The organism is Acinetobacter sp. ANC 4910 (assembly GCF_004331035.1).
Taxonomy (GTDB): Bacteria; Pseudomonadota; Gammaproteobacteria; order Pseudomonadales; family Moraxellaceae; genus Acinetobacter.
In genome coordinates this window covers 44238-61902 of sequence record NZ_SJNT01000001.1, presented here as the reverse complement: position 1 = coordinate 61902, position 17665 = coordinate 44238, and the positions used below count along the sequence as shown (strand labels likewise).

16 protein-coding genes are annotated in these 17665 nt (G+C 39.7%); 14 read left to right on the top strand and 2 right to left on the bottom strand.

Annotated features, from left to right (window positions below; all coding sequences use genetic code 11):
* Positions 1-79 precede the first annotated feature (79 nt).
* The 12 genes from E0H82_RS00280 to E0H82_RS00225 all read left to right on the top strand — a co-directional run bounded on the left by E0H82_RS00280 (position 80) and on the right by E0H82_RS00225 (position 14000).
* Positions 80-1006, top strand: a complete 927-nt coding sequence (locus E0H82_RS00280; RefSeq protein WP_131262478.1) for a DUF808 domain-containing protein — start codon at positions 80-82, stop codon at positions 1004-1006.
* 39 nt (positions 1007-1045) lie between these two features.
* Complete coding sequence (locus E0H82_RS00275) at positions 1046-1957, top strand: neutral zinc metallopeptidase (RefSeq protein ID WP_131262477.1); 912 nt, start codon at positions 1046-1048, stop codon at positions 1955-1957.
* Positions 1958-2738: 781 nt separating this feature from the next.
* Entirely contained in the window at positions 2739-4094 is a 1356-nt protein-coding gene (locus E0H82_RS00270) for a DcaP family trimeric outer membrane transporter (RefSeq protein WP_131262476.1), read from the top strand.
* Between the two features lie 304 nt (positions 4095-4398).
* Positions 4399-5247 carry a DcaP family trimeric outer membrane transporter gene (locus E0H82_RS00265; RefSeq protein WP_131262475.1) on the top strand — a complete coding sequence of 283 codons (849 nt, stop codon included), beginning with the start codon at positions 4399-4401 and terminating at the stop codon, positions 5245-5247.
* Between the two features lie 168 nt (positions 5248-5415).
* Entirely contained in the window at positions 5416-6657 is a 1242-nt protein-coding gene (gltS, locus tag E0H82_RS00260) for a sodium/glutamate symporter (RefSeq protein ID WP_131262474.1), read from the top strand.
* Positions 6658-6736: 79 nt separating this feature from the next.
* Complete coding sequence (locus tag E0H82_RS00255; protein ID WP_131262473.1) at positions 6737-8215, top strand: alanine/glycine:cation symporter family protein; 1479 nt, start codon at positions 6737-6739, stop codon at positions 8213-8215.
* Between the two features lie 302 nt (positions 8216-8517).
* A complete protein-coding gene (locus E0H82_RS00250; protein WP_131262724.1) occupies positions 8518-9438 on the top strand; it encodes a patatin-like phospholipase family protein in 921 nt (306 codons plus the stop codon).
* A gap of 464 nt (positions 9439-9902) precedes the next feature.
* The gene (locus E0H82_RS00245; RefSeq protein ID WP_116759774.1) at positions 9903-10427 is read left to right on the top strand and encodes an acyl-CoA thioesterase; all 525 of its coding nucleotides are present in this window, start codon (positions 9903-9905) and stop codon (positions 10425-10427) included.
* A 164-nt stretch (positions 10428-10591) separates the two neighbouring features.
* Complete coding sequence (locus tag E0H82_RS00240; RefSeq protein ID WP_131262472.1) at positions 10592-11170, top strand: TetR/AcrR family transcriptional regulator; 579 nt, start codon at positions 10592-10594, stop codon at positions 11168-11170.
* A gap of 1 nt (position 11171) precedes the next feature.
* Positions 11172-12377, top strand: coding sequence for an MFS transporter (locus E0H82_RS00235; protein WP_131262471.1), 1206 nt, complete (start codon positions 11172-11174; stop codon positions 12375-12377).
* Positions 12377-13270 (top strand): LysR substrate-binding domain-containing protein, encoded by an 894-nt coding sequence (locus E0H82_RS00230; RefSeq protein WP_131262470.1) that lies wholly within the window; start codon positions 12377-12379, stop codon positions 13268-13270. Before E0H82_RS00235 ends, E0H82_RS00230 begins: the two co-directional genes overlap by 1 nt.
* Positions 13271-13385: 115 nt before the next feature.
* Entirely contained in the window at positions 13386-14000 is a 615-nt protein-coding gene (locus tag E0H82_RS00225; RefSeq protein WP_131262723.1) for a glutathione S-transferase family protein, read from the top strand.
* Positions 14001-14075: 75 nt separating this feature from the next.
* Here E0H82_RS00225 and E0H82_RS00220 read toward each other — a convergent pair whose 3' ends face one another.
* Positions 14076-15701 carry a bifunctional 3-(3-hydroxy-phenyl)propionate/3-hydroxycinnamic acid hydroxylase gene (locus E0H82_RS00220; RefSeq protein ID WP_131262469.1) on the bottom strand — a complete coding sequence of 542 codons (1626 nt, stop codon included), beginning with the start codon at positions 15699-15701 and terminating at the stop codon, positions 14076-14078.
* Positions 15702-16029: 328 nt separating this feature from the next.
* Positions 16030-16239 carry a hypothetical protein gene (locus tag E0H82_RS00215; RefSeq protein WP_131262468.1) on the bottom strand — a complete coding sequence of 70 codons (210 nt, stop codon included), beginning with the start codon at positions 16237-16239 and terminating at the stop codon, positions 16030-16032.
* A gap of 645 nt (positions 16240-16884) precedes the next feature.
* Between E0H82_RS00215 and E0H82_RS00210 the strand changes: the two genes are divergently transcribed.
* The gene (locus tag E0H82_RS00210) at positions 16885-17178 is read left to right on the top strand and encodes a hypothetical protein (RefSeq protein ID WP_131262467.1); all 294 of its coding nucleotides are present in this window, start codon (positions 16885-16887) and stop codon (positions 17176-17178) included.
* 269 nt (positions 17179-17447) lie between these two features.
* Positions 17448-17657 (top strand): hypothetical protein, encoded by a 210-nt coding sequence (locus E0H82_RS00205; RefSeq protein ID WP_131262466.1) that lies wholly within the window; start codon positions 17448-17450, stop codon positions 17655-17657.
* The last annotated feature ends 8 nt before the right edge of the window (positions 17658-17665 follow it).

The following is a 17665-nucleotide window of genomic DNA, read 5'->3' as shown; positions in this document are numbered from 1 at the left end:
GGGAAAGAAATCATCAAGCAAATACAGTTTTTTTCTTCATATCCCATTAAAATAGAGCAAATTTCTTAGGATAAATATAATGGCAAGTAGCTTATTAATATTATTAGATGATATTGCGACCGTATTAGATGACGTTGCTGTCATGAGCAAAGTGGCTGCCAAGAAAACAGCGGGTGTTTTGGGGGATGACTTGGCGCTCAATGCACAACAGGTCAGCGGTTTACGTGCAGAACGCGAATTGCCTGTAGTCTGGAGTGTCGCCAAAGGTTCTTTTGTTAATAAATTAATTTTAGTGCCTCTGGCTTTGCTAATTAGTGTGGTTGCTCCTTGGCTGATCAATCCATTATTAATGATTGGTGGTTTATTCTTATGTTATGAAGGTGTAGAAAAAGTTTTACACAGTTTGCAACATCGCAAGGCGAGCAATGAGAAGGAAGCAGAAGAAGAGCTTCACACCATTGAAACTGACCTAGTGACCTTTGAGAAAGAGAAAATCAAAGGGGCGGTTCGTACCGACTTTATTCTGTCTGCAGAAATTGTGGTGATTTCTTTGGGTACAGTAGCGACAGCTACCTTTATCAGTAAATTGACTGTACTCAGCATTATTGCGATTGTAATGACCATCGGTGTATACGGATTTGTCGGATTGATTGTCAAAATTGATGATATTGGGCTGTACTTAACTCAACAAGGCTCGAATGCGAAACAGAAAGTGGGACGCTTTTTATTGGCTTTTGCACCTAAGCTCATGAAAACTTTAACTGTAGTTGGCACCATTGCGATGTTCTTGGTAGGCGGTGGGATTATTAACCATGCCGTACCACTGATTCATCATTTTACCGAAAATACGGTAGATCACTTAGAGTTAATTCCTAATTTTGGCAGTATTGTTGGGGCATTAACGCCAACTTTAATTAATTTGATGATTGGTATTGCCGCAGGCTTGGCAGTCATTCTTGTACTAACTGTGTTTAAAAAGATTTGGCCGAACTCAAAACAGGCTTAAGCTTAAAAAGTCTACTTCATAAAAATAAGGAATAAGGCTATGCGTTGGAAAGGTCGTCGTGTCAGTAGCAATATTGAAGACCGCCGTGGTGGTGGTGCAGGTCGCAAAATGGGTGGCTTCAGTATTCTTGGCTTGGTAGTTGCATTTGTCGCCTGGAAGTTTTTTGGAGTAGATCCACAGCAGGCGTATCAAGCCACTCAGCAAGTCACACAGCAAGCTTCGGGTGGTACTGAGACCAAAGGTTTGGATAATCCAACCCCAGAGCAGCAAGAAGCCATGGATTTTATTGGCACAGTATTGGCAGATACTGAAGACACGTGGAATGTGGTGTTTCAGCAACAGTTGAATCAGCAGTATACCGCACCGAAACTGGTGATGTTTACTGGGGTTGTGAATTCAGGTTGTGGTGCGGCGCAAGCGGCTATGGGGCCGTTTTATTGTCCAGTCGATCAGAAAGTTTATATTGATACGACTTTCTTTAAAGATATGCGTCAGCAGATGGGCATTGGTGGTGAACAAAACCAAACAGAACTGACTCGCCAAGATCAAGCGGGCGACTTTGCTCAAGCCTATGTGGTTGCACATGAGGTTGGACACCATGTGCAGAACCTTTTGGGAATTTCTGATCAGGTTCATAAAGCGCGCACACAAACTTCGAGAGTTGAAGCGAATCAACTTTCGGTGCGTCAAGAATTACAAGCCGACTGCCTAGCAGGTATTTGGGCCTATCATAACCAACAGCGCACTCAGTTTTTACAACAGGGTGATATTGAAGAAGCGATGGATGCTGCCCATAAAATTGGGGATGATTACTTACAAAAGCAATCAACAGGACAGGTTGTTCCTGACAGCTTCACGCATGGTTCTAGTCAGCAGCGGATGAAATGGTTTCAAGCAGGTCTTAAATCAGGCAACTTAAAAGACTGCGATACCTTTAATCAAGCGATTTAATTTTTAAGCTGAGTGCAAAAGGGCGTAATTTAAATTACGCCTTTTTTATGTGTGTTTTATGCACAGACTGCTTACATTCAGTATAAGTTTTACTGACAAAGTTTTGCTTGAAATGATGAATCTAAACCTATGGACCTGAATATAATTCAATGAAAATGCTGTCATCAAACAGCTTTGTATATTTGATTTAAAGCTACGGCAATTGACCTAATCGTTATTGATTAAAATGAAAATCTCTTAGCATTGTTTCGTAAGATTAGGTAGCGAAGCCACAGAGAAAATTTGGAAAGATTGAGCGTAAAGATAAAAATTAAAGTCTGTGTTTTGAATAAAGGCTAAGTCTCTATTTTGATTTTTCAGTGTTGTCGGGTTTGAGTGAATAATACGAGTTCAGGATTATACAACAATATAATAATGAGACAGATGAATAAGAAATTTCTGGGTATGGTTTTAAGAAAAAATCACATCTAATAGGTTGATTTCAATACCTTAAAGGTATTATCTCTAGGGGGAATCATCAGCTTAGTCCAATCCAGTTTTTAAAATAATGAATTATAATTCATTATTTATGAATAATAATTCGATACTTATATTGAAAAGACAAAGACTTAGTCGCAATTTCATTGCAAACAGAATGGTAATTTGTATAAAAAACAGAAAAATAGCCTTCGACTAAAGCATATATAGTCGATATAAGACTTATCTGTCACATTTTGGCTCAAGAAATGTTCAGTGGAATGAACAAACAATAATTTAAACTGTGATGGATAGGGAATTTAGGATGACGACTCAAAAGATGTCTGTGCGTTTAAAAACGTTAGTATTAGCGATGGGTGTGGTTGCAGCAGGAACTGTACAGGCAGATACCAATACGGAAGTTGAACAATTACGTAAAGAAGTTCAAGAGTTGCGAGGCATGTTAGAGCAATATGCACAGCAACAAAAGCAAATGAACACGCAGCAGCAGAGTTATCAGGTTCAGGCAACTGCTCAACCTGTACCTGCAAAACCAGTAGCAGAGAAAAAAGGCTTAGGGATTACGGTTGGTGGGGCTGAAGTTAATTTCTACGGCAATGTCCGCGCAGATGCGACTTATCAAATTGATGGTGGTCCAAGCAGAGCGCATCCATATAACCAAATCAATAAAGCTGCCTTAGACGGAGCACCAGGAAATAGTGATCTATTCAAATCTACTTTAGCTGCAACACGCTTAGGTTTTGACTTTAAGACGCCAACTCAGGCGGGTGATGTTGCTGGTAAAGTTGAAGTCGACTTTTTGGGTAGCAATGATACTTTACGTATTCGCCATGCATACTTAACTTATGCCAACTGGCTCATTGGTCAAACATGGTCAAACTTTGCTGTGCCTGATTATATGCCAGAAACCATTGATGCTTTAGGCTATGTCGGTGGTGCAGTTAAACGTACACCACAAGTACGTTATAGCAGTACTTTTACGCCAGAAACTAACTTAATCTTTGCTCTGGAAGATTCTAAATATAGTTCGGATTCAGTCTCTGGAACCGCTTGGACCTTGGGTTCAGATCCAGATAACCAAATGCGAATTCCAGCACTGACAGCACGTTTGAATCATAAATTTGCCAACAATGCAGGTATTATTTCGGCACGTACCATGGTGGCAGATAAGCAAACTTCTGACGATGAAAAAGTAGCGTGGGGTGTAGGCTTGGGAACAAAATATAATGTAACGCCAAGCACAACGTTAAAAGCAGATTACTACCATGTCAAAGGGGATAGTAGTTTTGTATCATGGTCAAACCCTGGCTATGCAATTGATGCCAATAAAAATATTCAACAAAGTGAATTTGACTCAATTACGGTCGGCATTACTCAGCAGTTTAATCCAAAATTGCGTGGTACATTGGGCTATGGTTATATGAAGCATGATACAGATTTGGATTATATCAATGCATCTAAAAACCAAAGTGCTTTGAATAAAGACTTGTGGCAAGCTTGGGCAAATGTGTTTTATAGCCCAATCAAACCAGTGAGTTTGGGTCTTGAATACACCTACGGTGAACGTGAAACCTTCTCTGCGCCCAATGCAACAACGCCTTTAACCAGTAAAACAGGTGAAGAAAATCGTGTAAACGTGGTTGCACTGTATAATTTCTAAATATTCTATTCAAATAAAAAAAGAGGCTTATGCCTCTTTTTTTATTGATTTAAACAAATGGTTAGCTGAAATTAAAAGTTACAAAAAGAGAATAATTGAACAAAAAGTAGATTAAATTAGAAACACTTAAATCAGAGTTTAAAAAAAATAATAAGATTTTTGGCAAAAATTCAGCATAATGTTGCGCTTTCGTTTTCGATAGATATTGATTAAAAAATTGATATTGTCGTATAGCTCTATTTATGTTTACCCAATGTAAATAGATTTATAACTTGAAAATTACCAAACGAACAAGGAGCTTGGAATGAGTTTATCCCTCATGAAGAAGCCTGCGATTCGTCAAAGTTTGGCAATTACCATTGCAACTTCGATGATGACAGTGACTCACGCAGCATCTGCTGAGCAAGAGGAAATTGCACAATTACGAGCGGAAGTCGAAACATTAAAAGCTTTGATTCAGCAAAATTTTCCACAAGTACAACAATCAGCAGTGGTGAGCAATACAACAAAGCCAGAAACGACAACATCTACAGTTGTTGTGAAAATACCTGTTCATTCCGCAAGTACTGAAAAAGCATCACCTTTACAGGTTAAGACTGTGGGTGGTTCTGAAGTTAAACTCTACGGATTTGTCCGTGGCGATGCCTCTTCCCAATTTGATGGTGATGATGCAATTTTTAACCGTATTAATGCGGTAGCCTTGAGTGACGTAATACATAAAAATAAAACAGAAGATCGTTTTTATAGTGCCGCAATCCCAACTCGTTTAAGTTTAGCTTTTAAAGCACCGATTCAAGATCAAGATGTCGGCGGTAAAATCGAAGTCGATTTTCGTGGCAGTAATGATTCACTACGCATTCACCATCCCTATTTAACCCTGAATAACTGGTTATTGGGTCAAACAACCTCGACCTTTCTAGTCACTGACTTACAACCTGAAATGCTTGATTTTAATGCAGCCTTAGGAATTGGTACGTTCCGTACCCCAATAGTGCGTTATAGCGATAAATTCAATGCAGATACATCATTTTTTCTGGGTTTAGAAAAAGGGCGTGATGACGATCGCTCCGCTGCATTAGTCACGCTAGGGATGGAATATATCTATAGCGAGCATGAAACTTCCTTTGCTAAAAATGGAAAGATAATCGCGTAGGTGCTATGGCACGTTACAACTTCTAAAACTCTTGCTCTAAAGTCAGACTGCAAACGCTTGTTAAAAACAGCATATCTCACTGTTTGTACAAGGCTACCTGCAGCTTTCCCTACATAGAGCGTTATTATTTATCTGTATAACAACAGATAAAATTGACGGACAAGAATTATGGCACTTACTTTTAATGCGTTTTATACGTTGATTGCGGCAGTCATTGTATTGTTGTTGGGTCGATTCCTTGTGAATCACATCGACTTTTTACGTCGTTATAATATCCCAGAGCCTGTTGCAGGTGGTTTGGTTGCGGCTGTTCTTTCCCTCGTGGTGTACAACATTTGGGGTTTTAGTATTAGTACCAGCAATGAATTACAAACCAGCTTCATGCTCATTTTCTTTGCTTCGATTGGTTTAAGTGCAAATTTCTCAAAATTAAAAGAAGGTGGAATGAGCTTGGTGATTTTCTTAATCGCCGTTGCTTCATTCATTGTGTTACAGAATTTTGTGGGTATGAGTCTTGCGACTTTACTGGGTATTGATCCACTGATTGGCCTTATTGCAGGTTCAATTACGCTGACAGGCGGTCATGGGACTGCGGGCGCTTGGGGTGAAATTCTGGAAGTTAAACATGGGATTCATGGTGCATTGGCACTGGGCATGGCAAGTGCCACTTTTGGCTTGATCATTGGTGGTTTAATTGGTGGTCCATTGGCGAAAATGTTGATCAACCGTTATCAACTTGCCGAGCCTAAAACCAATGCTCAGATCGAAAAGCGTGATCATACGCCAATGACAGCTCAAGAAGCAGAACAATCCGCACCCTTTGAATATCCACATCAGGTACGTTTGATTACTGCGGATAATGCGATTACCACCTTAGGAATGTTTGCCGCATGTCTTGCATTTGCCGAGTTTATGACGGGTTTTAGTAAGGGTACGTGGTTTGAATTACCTACCTTTGTTTGGACATTAGGTGGTGGCGTAATTTTACGTAACATCCTTGAGAGCGTGTTCAAAGTAAATATCTTTGACCGTGCGATTGATGTCTTTGGTAATGCCTCACTTTCTTTGTATTTGGCCATGGCATTACTTTCGCTGAAATTATGGCAGCTTGCAGACCTTGCTGGTCCTTTGGTTGTCATTTTGGGTGCACAAACCATTACCATGGCGCTTTATGCAGCCTTTGTGACATTCCGAATCATGGGGAAAAATTACGATGCAGCCGTATTGTCTGCGGGGCATTGTGGTTTTGGTATGGGAGCAACACCGACTGCTGTTGCCAATATGCAAGCCATCACCAATATGTACGGCGCTTCACATAAAGCATTTTTGATTGTTCCACTTTGTGGGGCATTCTTCGTTGACTTAATTAACGCCACTGTTATTCAACTTATTCTTAAGTTCTTTGCTTAAGAGGAAGCAAAAGGTCTTGTTCTCAAGGCCTTTTTTTGAATTGCGAAACACTATCTGCTGAGTCTTAAGGAATAAGAGAATGAACGAACAACTCAATGCCACCCTGATGTCGTGGGTAAAATTTTTTAATGACCCTTTATGGGATTTTTTGGTTATTTTCTTGTTGGCTGTAGGTATTTTTTATACGGTCGTAACAGGAGCTGTGCAAATTCGCATGTTCCTGCAAAGTATCCGAGTGATGAAAAGCAGTCGTACAGAAGGGGAAGATGAGCATGGTCTTACACCTTTTCAGGCGTTTGTAACTGGCCTCGCGAGCCGTGTTGGGGTAGGTAATATTGCTGGTGTAGCAATTGCTATTGCAATTGGTGGTCCTGGTGCAGTGTTCTGGATGTGGGTAACAGCTGTTCTTGGTATGAGCTCTGCTTTTATTGAGTCTACGCTTGCTCAACTATTTAAAGTTAGAGATAGTAAGACTAAACAGTTCCGCGGTGGACCAGCCTACTATATTACTCAAGGTTTACGCAGTAAAACCTTTGGTGTGGTCTTCGCACTTGCATTGATCTTTACCTATGGTTTCGTATTCAACTCGGTTCAAATCAATGCGATTGCTAATGCATCTTCACATGCTTGGGGTTGGGACAAAGCCAATCTTATTGCTCATTTAGGTGGCGTTGATCTAGAAATTTCATGGGTTGGCCTTGCTCTTGTCGTTTTAGTGGCATTGGCAATTTTTGGTGGTATTAAGCGTATCGCTAAATTTGCAGAGATGTTTGTACCTTTAAAAGCAGGTCTTTATCTATCTGTTGCTCTCTATATTGCAATCAGTAACTATGCAATTTTGCCTGATATTTTAAAGCTGATTGTAACCGACGCTTTCCATTTTAATGCTGCGGCAGGTGGTTTCTTTGGTGCGGCAGTGTCAATGGCAATGATGCAAGGGATTAAGCGTGGCTTGTTCTCTAACGAAGCTGGTATGGGTTCTGCACCAAACGCAGCGGCTGCATCTGATGTAAAACATCCTGTAAACCAAGGTTTGGTACAAATGCTCGGTGTATTTGTAGATACTTTCATTGTGTGTACAAGTACTGCAATCATCATTTTGGTTTCTGGTGTTTACCAAGATACAGCTTTTGTTGGTGTTGAATTAACACAGCGTGCTTTAGAAACTCAAGTTGGGCATTGGGGGGCGGACTTCCTTGCTGTTCTATTATTCTTATTCTGTTATTCAGCTGTACTAGGTAACTATGCCTATGCAGAAGGTAATGTACAGTTTATTAATAACAATCCGAAAGTCATGTTCATCTTCCGTATTTTTGTATTGGTGATGGTGTACTTCGGGGCAATTGGTAGTGTTCCACTCGTTTGGTCTATGGCTGACTTGTTTATGGGTATCATGGCAACCATTAACTTGATTGCAATTTTACTGTTAACACCGATGGCACGCACATTGTTGAAAGATTACCGTGAACAATTGAAAAAAGGCATTAAAGAGCCTGAGTTTAAAATTGATAAATATCCAGAATTGAAGAAAAAAGTTGATTCTGATATTTGGTCATAAAAAAGATTACCTGATAATAAAAAGCCAGTCTGCATCTGCAAGGCTGGCTTTTTTATTTGGTTTTTGATCTGTATGGATCATTGATTTAAAAAACAAGCCTAGAAGAAAATTTTCGAAAATGTAGTCTAGTCTTCATAATTTCACGGTTTTTGTTCGTTATGCTAATGAGCTCAGCTTTCGTTTTTACGAAATGCAACAGTGAAACCATCTATTTTGCATAGAATAACCATCAGTCACGATCAGAGAGTTTATTCATATTGAAACCACTTCAATCTAGTTTAGTTATTGGAATTATTTTGGGAATGTTCTCGGGTCAGAGTATGGCTCAGTCAACAATACCTTTAGCTGAGGAAGCACAGGTACAGGCGAATCGTATCGATTTCAAAAAACTTAAACAGACTGAGCATCGTCCCATTGTGGCATTGGTTTTAGGCAGTGGCGGTGCGCGTGGCTATGCACATATTGGGGTCATTCAGGTACTGGAGCAATACGGGATTCATCCAGATTTGATTGTGGGCACCAGTGCAGGCAGCGTAGTGGGTTCAATTTATGCCAGTGGGAAAAATGCCCAACAATTACGTGAGATTGCGCTGAATATGAAAGCCAATGATGTCCGTGATGTAAAACTGGCAATGACAGGTTTCTTTGATGGTCAAAAAGTTCAAGACTATGTCAATGAACAAGTGCTCAACACACCATTAGAACTTTTAAAAACGCCAATGTATGTAGTGGCGACCGAGCTACAAGAAGGTAAAAAAGTAGTTTTCAATTATGGTAATACTGGACAAGCAGTGCGTGCTTCAGTCTCTATTCCAAGCATGTTCATTCCAACAAAAATTGCGGGAGATGAATATGTCGATGGTGGGTTGGTCAGCCCTGTACCTGTGAATGTTGCCCGCGAATTAGGTGCAGATATTGTGATTGCTGTAGATATTTTGGCACAACCCGAACACACAGAAACCAAGAATATTTGGGGTCTATTTAACCAAAATATCAACATTATGCAGAATCACTTGGCTCAAGAAGAATTAAAACATGCTGATATTGTCATTCAGCCAGATTTACGTGAAAAAGCACATATCTTTGATGTCAAAGGGCGTGAAGAAACCATGCAGGCCGGTATTCATGCTGCGGATCAACAATTGAGTAATATCCTAAAAGTTTTTGATCAGCAGAATTATTCACGCGGTTATAAAATTCCTCAATATTCTGTTCAAAACTAGTGTTGTAGTAATAAGAAATATTAGAGCTTATAGTCTCCATTGATTCTTTCCAGAGGAAGAGGCGGAGAATAACGTGTGAAGAAATTCCTCAATTTAAGTGGGATGACTCTTCCAATTAATATGCCTAAATTTAGTCAAATAGCATTTTAAAAAACTTCAAACAGCCGCATTTAAAGTGACTGCTCGGTTTTGACAGAGTATCTCTAGGATTAAAATTGAGTTGGATAGTGATGAGGTCGGCTGCAAGCTGTTTTGGATATTGTTGAATAATTTATGATAAATATAATGAAATTATGGGCTTATATTGAAGTTTGGTGTATTAATATATATTTTACTGAATGATATGGTAATCACTATAAATAATAGTGATGATCTAATTGCCGATTTGAACATGTTATTTATGGCAAAAGTTATATAATAATGTGTACATATTCTACTATCTTTACAAGAGTCTAGAGAACGCGATGTCCCCATTAGATCAAATTACTCCAATTTTAGATGATCAGTCGGAGTTGACCATGTCTGTATTGATGACTCCAGATATGGCAAATTTCTCGGGTAATGTTCATGGTGGAACTATTTTAAAGCTGCTGGATCAGGTGGCTTATGCCTGTGCAAGCCGCTATTCAGGTAGTTATGTTGTGACACTATCGGTTGATAAAGTGAACTTTAAAGAACCGATTCATGTCGGTGAGTTGGTCACTTTTCTTGCCAGTGTAAACCATGTGGGCCGTACTTCTATGGAAATCGGTATTCGTGTAGAAGCACAAAATATTCAAAAACGTACTGTACGTCATACCAATAGCTGCTATTTCACAATGGTTGCGGTAGATGAAACAGGTCAACCTAAACAAATTCCACCATTGGACTTAACCAATGAATGGAAGCGTTGTCGTTTTGAGGCCGCAGAACAACGTAAAGTGGCTCGTTTGCAAGAAAACCATCACCCATCTTGCAGCATTTATAAAAAGTCTTCGACACCAAGTTAAAATTTAGCTGTGTTCAAGCGAAACCCGTGAGTGTAACTAACTCACGGGTTTTTTTATGCGGCTAAATTATATGAACTTATAGTCCTTGGTCTTATTCCTCTAGTTTAGCCAGTAAAATTACATTAGTATAAAACGATACGTATCGTTTCGTTTTATGGTGGGCTATGTCTGAGTTAGAAAAATCTTCACGTCGCAAGCAATGTATTTTAGATGCTGTGATCGCAGCTTTAGAAGATTATGAATACAGCAAATTGACGATTGAAGAGATTGCTGCTCGGGCGGGTGTCGGGAAGTCCACCATTTACCGTTGGTGGAAACATAAATCTGACTTGGTGTTTGAAGCCTTCAAGCAAGAAACGGCTTCGGTGTTCGATCTGGACTATGCACAAAGTCTGGAATTTAATTTGAAGCAACAACTACTCAAGTTATCACATGCTTTAAATCGCCCGATTGGACGAGCATTACTGGTGGTGTTATCCGAGCATCGTGAAGCCGCAGGGGAGTTTTTTAGTCAGTATTTATTACCCCGCCGTGAAGCGACCCGAAAGTTGATTCAATTGGCGATTCAAAATGGAGAGATTCGTGCCGATTACCCATTTGAACTGATGCTCGATACTTTATATGCACCTATTCATTATCAGATGATCTTTTTTAATCATCAGCCCGATGAAGCTTATATTCAAGCATTGCTGAACATGGTTCTGCAACCTGCGCGTATAACGACTGAGAAAGTGAGTCCATAAAATGAGATCGGATGGACGTGTAGAGGGGCTGTGGAATCGGGCATTTGTATTTTGTGTTCTGAATAACCTGTTTTTATTTACTTATTATTTTGCCTTACTGGCCATTTTACCTGTCTACATCATGAAAGATCTGGGTGGGTCTATTCAAGAAGCGGGTTTAGCACTGACCTTGTTTTTGATTTCATCCATTATGGTACGTCCTTTCTCTGGACTGATTTCTGAAAAAATAGGTAAGAAGCTTAGTTTTCGTGGCTCAGAAATTTTATTTGTGCTGTTTGCATTCAGTTATTTGTGGATCGACAGCATGTGGAGCCTGTTATTGGTGCGTTTTATTCATGGCATATGGTTCAGTATTTTAACGACAGTCACGGTACCTGTTGCTAATGAGTTTATCCCTGAACATCGCAAAGGTGAGGGGATGGGCTACTTTGTGATGTCGACCAATTTAGGGGTAGTATTTGGTCCCTTATTGGCTTTAACCATTACTCAATATGCCAGTTTTACCGTGTTATTTGCCATTTTATCGGGGCTGATGACGCTAGGATTTATTTTCTGTCTGTGTATTCCGGTTACGGAGGATGACACATCACTATCGGTCGAGCAACGATCCTCCCGTTTGACAGTACAAGATATTATTGAGTTTCGCGTACTTGCTGTGGGTTCGGTAGCACTTTTGACAGCATTTGCTTATTCGAGTGTGATGAGTTTTATTGCGGCGTATACTGAAACCAAGCAACTGATGGCGTATACCAGCACCTTCTTTTTGGTCTTTGCCTGTTCCATGATTTTGGTTCGACCATGGGTTGGACGTTGCTTTGACCAGAAAGGGGCCAGCGTAGTGATTTATCCATCTTTTCTTCTGTTTGCCCTTGGTTTGGCTGTACTCAGTCAGTTGAATCAGCCGTGGGTACTCTGGTTATCAGCAGTTCTCATTGGTATAGGTTACGGCACGCTATTTCCATGTTTGCAGACTGTTGCCATTCAGAGTGTACCGAAGCAACGGATTGGACATGCCATTTCGACTTATTTTACCTTGTTTGATTTAGGCTTGGCGGTTGGTTCAGTGTTCATGGGAATTTTAATTGCCTATTGGGGCTATGCCATGACTTATTTGTTTTGTGCCATGATGACTTTAGTCACGCTTGTCGTGTATCGAGTAAAAGTGGCAGCTAAAGTTGTATCCGTTCAACATGAAGGAGAACGCTGATGGAATTGCGTCATTTACGTTACTTTGTTGCAGTGGCTGAAGAGTTAAATTTTACCAAAGCTGCACAGCGCATGTGTACGGTACAACCTTCTTTAAGCCAGCAAATCAAAGATCTGGAGCAAGAGGTAGGCGTACAGTTACTGGTTCGCTCTAACCGAAAAGTGGAGTTGACCGAAGAAGGAAAAGCCTTTTTAAAGGAAGCATTACTTAGTTTGGAACATGCGGAAAAAGCCATTCACGATGCACGCAAAGTGGCCAATATGAGTAAAGACCAATTACATATTGGTTTTGTACCTGTGGCCGAGATGAAGATATTCCCTTACATCATGCCCAATATTCGAGCACATTTTCCCGATTTAAAAATTCATTTCCATAGTTTGACCGATGCGGATCAATTTAGGGCTTTAAAAAAAGGCGACATTGATATTGCTTTCACTCGCTATATTGATGAGTCGAGTGAATTGGAGTTTGTTCAAATTTTCAATGAACCTTTGGCGCTGATTGTGCCGAAAGATTCGGCTGTGGCAGCGCAACGTCATGTCAGTATTAAAAGTTTTAATCAGCAAGATTTTATTATCAGCGATGAAGGTGCATCACCTCAACTTTATAAAATTATTCAGGATTTTTTCAAACAATCTAAACTTAATGTGAATGTGGTTCAGCACTCTACCAACATTCTACTCAATGTAAATTTGGTTGGGATGGGGGTGGGATGGAGTTTGGTGCCTGCCTATGTCATTCCGTTGTTGGGCGATAAAATCGTGGTAAAAAACACCATTGAACCTTTACCGACCATTGGTCTGTATGCCAGCTATCGCAAAGAGCAACCTAATGAGGCGATTAACCTTATTTTAAAAATCTTAAAAGAGCAATTCTATACTGGAATTTTCTAATTCAGCACTGAAAATATACCCCAATTCTAGGTCATGGATGACAGAATCACCACGCAGTTGTGAGACAAGCTATGCTAAGGTAGCGCAAAATAACAACACTGGAACCATAACAATGATGCAGCTTTATACCAATCCGCAATCTCGAGGTAATATCATTTTACCTTTCCTCAAAGAGCTAAAGATTGAAGATCAGGTTGAACTGATTAATATCAGCTATGAAGAGATGCATCAGGCAACTTATCTCGCCATTAATCCCATGGCAAAAGTACCTTGTTTGAAAAATGGTGATATTGTCGTCACTGAAGTACCCGCAATTATTGCCTATCTGGCAGATAAGTATATTGAGCAGGATTTTGCTCCTGCACTGAATGACCCGAAGCGCGGTGCTTACTTAAAGTGGCTGTTCTACATTCATGGTCCATTAACTGAATATATGGACATCAAAAATTTGAATGTTGCAGCTGATCTGATTGAAAGTAAGAAAATGGGCTTAAGTTTTGGCGATGAGCAACGGTTATTTCAATTTTTAAAACAAGGTCTCAGTCAGGCAAAACCTTATTTACTTGGAGAAAAGTGCACCGCGGCAGACTTATATTTGGCGTATTGGCTGGTGTATGCCATGTCGTTTAAGTTGATTCCATATTTTGAAGAAGCAAAACCATTTTTAAGACAGATGAAAACTCGCGCTTCACTACAAGGGATCGCTTGGTTTGATGCCTTTGAACAATAATTTAGCGTGAAGACAAAGCCCAGAACATCTTCTGGGCTTTGTGATTTAGAGGACGTAAGGCCGTAGCGCAGAGCATTAAGCTTTACTGTGTAATTTCGAAAATAGTGCTTGGCTAATTTGATCTACACTTTGGGGAATCGCGAGTGCTGCGACAAAGCGGTCAGGGCGTAAAATGACCATCGAGTCGTTGGTGCGACCAAACCAGCTACGGATTTCTGTGCCAATATCACCGACACAAATCACACCATCGAATTGTTTGCGCTTTTCGTTTTGCAACTGAACCGCAGGTAAAACTTGAATAAATTTTACCCCCAGCTTTTTCCATTGTTGTAGGGTTGCATCTGACAAGCCCCATTGCGGGTCTACCCCCCAAGCCAAGATTGCGAAGTCATTGCCAATGATTTCATCTAATAAAACTTGTTCACCAGAAACCAATTCAACTTTGGGCTGAATAAACATTTTACCGACAGGTGAGTTTTTCAGCTTATTTTGAATCAACACGCCATCATGATACTGCGGCATGGGTTTAAAGCGCATTTCCAATAAATACTGTTTAATTGGCTTAATATAATTGAGCGCGTAAGCAATTCCATCACGAACAAAGCCTTGCCATTTTTTCGGTGGTGCCAATACATGACCCGCCATCACGGAAAGATCAATCATCGCCTTGGCATGATCTTTACGTTCAATTTGGTATGAATCTAAGAGTTCAGGTCCAGCTTTTCCTTGCACAACCAATGCCATTTTCCAGCCTAAGTTAAAGGCATCACGCATACCGCTGTTATAGCCCTGACCTTGCCAGACAGGCATAATGTGGGCGGCATCACCTGCCAGTAAAATACGATCTACACGGAATTTATCTGCAATGCGGGCATTATGGGTATATACACGTTGACGAATCACTTCAATGTTTTGGGTATTGGGTAAAACTTTTGCCAACAGTTGATTAATGCTTTCTGGTTTGCTGAGCTCTTCTTGGGTTTCACCAGGCATCACCATAAATTCGAAACGACGAATACCATGCGGTAATGCAGCTGATACATATGGGCGTACAGGGTCGCAGCACAAATAGATATGTGGGGTTGCCAATGGATCATTTTCAATATCAATGACAATCCATTGATTCGGGGCAGTTTTACCATCAAAACCAATATTTAAGGTACGACGCACGACAGAGTTACCTCCATCGCAGGCAATCAGATATTTGGCTTTTACAACCTCAGCTTCTCCCTGTTTATTTTGCATATTCAAGGTGACTGATTGCGTATCTTGGCTAAACTCAGTCAGTTGACGTGCAAATAAAACTTGGGTTTGTGGATATTGTTTTAGCCCTTGTAGTAAAACATTGTCGACTTGCGGTTGAATAAAAGCATTACGACGCGAGAAACCAAACTCACGTGTTAACGGTTGAATATCCGCAAAGCAATGCCCTTTAGGGGTCAAAAAGCGCATGGCATGATTGGGGGTCGTATGGGGTAAAACTTGCTCGACTAGCCCAAGAGACTGAATCGTGCGTAATGCTTCATCATCAATACCAATAGCACGAGGGTAATCGATTAGTTGATCCAGTTGTTCTATGACGGTGACTTGAACCCCTTGCTTGCTTAAATAATTTGCAAGCGTAAGCCCTACAGGACCAGCGCCAAGGATTGCCACTTCAGTGGTAAAATCAGTATTGTTTGTGCTCACAGCGAATTCCATTCAATCCATTCACAATGATGCTATTAACGGTGAAGTCATGACTGCAAACAAGCTATGCCATAGTGGATAGCTTGCATAAATAGGTTTCGAGTTGGGTTTGATATTTTTAATATTTATATGATTTTATTAGATTTATTAAAATTTTAATCATAGTTGATGTCATGGGAATCATCATAATTAACTATATTTATGATTCAGGAATTTTAGATAATTATATATTTCTTGGAAAATTCAGGTGAGACAGAATACGCTGACTCACCTGAGAATTTCTAAGACCTTCGAGTGAATGAGGTGGAGTGAAGGTCTTAGAAAACTGGTGCGCTATGCTTTATTGTGCAGGTGTCGCTTCGCTTGCAGAATCTACAGCAGGTTGAGTGCTGGGTTGAGCCGCAGTCCCTTCAATTGCAGACGTTTCAGGTTGTTCTTGTGTTGAAACAATCACTTTTTCTTCGGTTTGAGGTTGTTTTTCAGTTGCAGCAAAAGTTGTAGTTGCGGCAGCAGCAAAGGTTGTTGCAAGTAGGATATGAGTTAATTTCATAATAGGCATCCTGTGTTATTAACGAGATAAAATTAAAGCTGTTCTACTTATCATCACTTAAGTCAGAACAGAACTCATGCTAAGTATTCACAGGCATTCAATCAATTAAAACAACAAAGCGAAACAGAATGAATTACGTGAATAATACAATAATGTGCAAACTGTGTAGCTAGAGTAACGACTGGGTGAAACAGTCGGCAGAATTTGTATTTAAACATTTCAATGCGATGTCATCAGACAATTTTCACTTACTTAAAACACACAAACCTGTGCGACAAACGCTGTTTTACGTCTGGGTGGGCTAAGCGAGACTTGTAAGAAATTATTTCTAGTTGTGATGTATTGCACAAAAAATAAATATATTTAATTAATACAATATATTTTAAAGTATTTTAATTGAGGGTATTCATCAACGTGATTTGAATATTGAATAGCTAGCTCTTATTGCTCTAGCCTAAAGAATAACTGTTCGATAAAAAGCGTTAAGGTGACGGAATAACATCTATTTTTAATGAATGGAAATACAGACATTAAGTCATAAAAGTACATTTATTTTGCCATAACAAAAAAAGAACAAGTTGCTTGTTTTTTATCCATGCTTATCCTGAATAATGAACAAGTACTCCCATTTGCAAGGGGAACATTATGATAAAACTAATTGTGTTATCCACTTTTTTGGTCATTATGTTGTCGGGTTGTGTTTGGTATGATGATGATTGGTATGACCATGATCATCGTTATTCATATGACTATGATCATCGACCATCTTATGGTTATGGGTGGGATGGGCGTCCAGCTTATCGACCTCCGCATGATCGTCCTTCTGAGCATCGTCCTCCAGAAAATAGACCACCAGAGCACCGTCCGCCTGAAGGTAGGCCTCCTGATCATCGACCAGATCGACCAAATCATAAGCAGACTAGACCATTACCACATTAGCTGAATTTTCAAGGATGCTGAAGATCTCGTTAAATAAGAGGATGTTCTTCTTATTTAACTTTATGCTAGGAGTTGCAGGAGATAATTTTTGAAAAATTGAAGACAAGAACATAATTGTTTTAGCGCCGTTTTTATTTATCGCAATTTTCTATTAGTGATAGAGTAGACGTATTTTAAAAAATAGTACAAAAAAAGCACAAATTGAAAACCCCTAAATTGCTTTAAAGGAGAATAATAAAGATTCGACCCTAGTAAAAAGGGGAAGGAAAATGATAAAATCAACCTTATTGCTAGTACTAAGTACAGGCTTGATGATGGGTTGTATGTCACATAGCACAGGCATGGATCATTCAAATACAAGTCCAATGCTTCAACAAACTGATTATCAACCAGAACCATCTCATCAAAAATATATGAATGACAATAATGGTTCATCTCCTAAAGTTGACTTTACTCGATACCCTTTAATTGATTTATGAGTATCAAT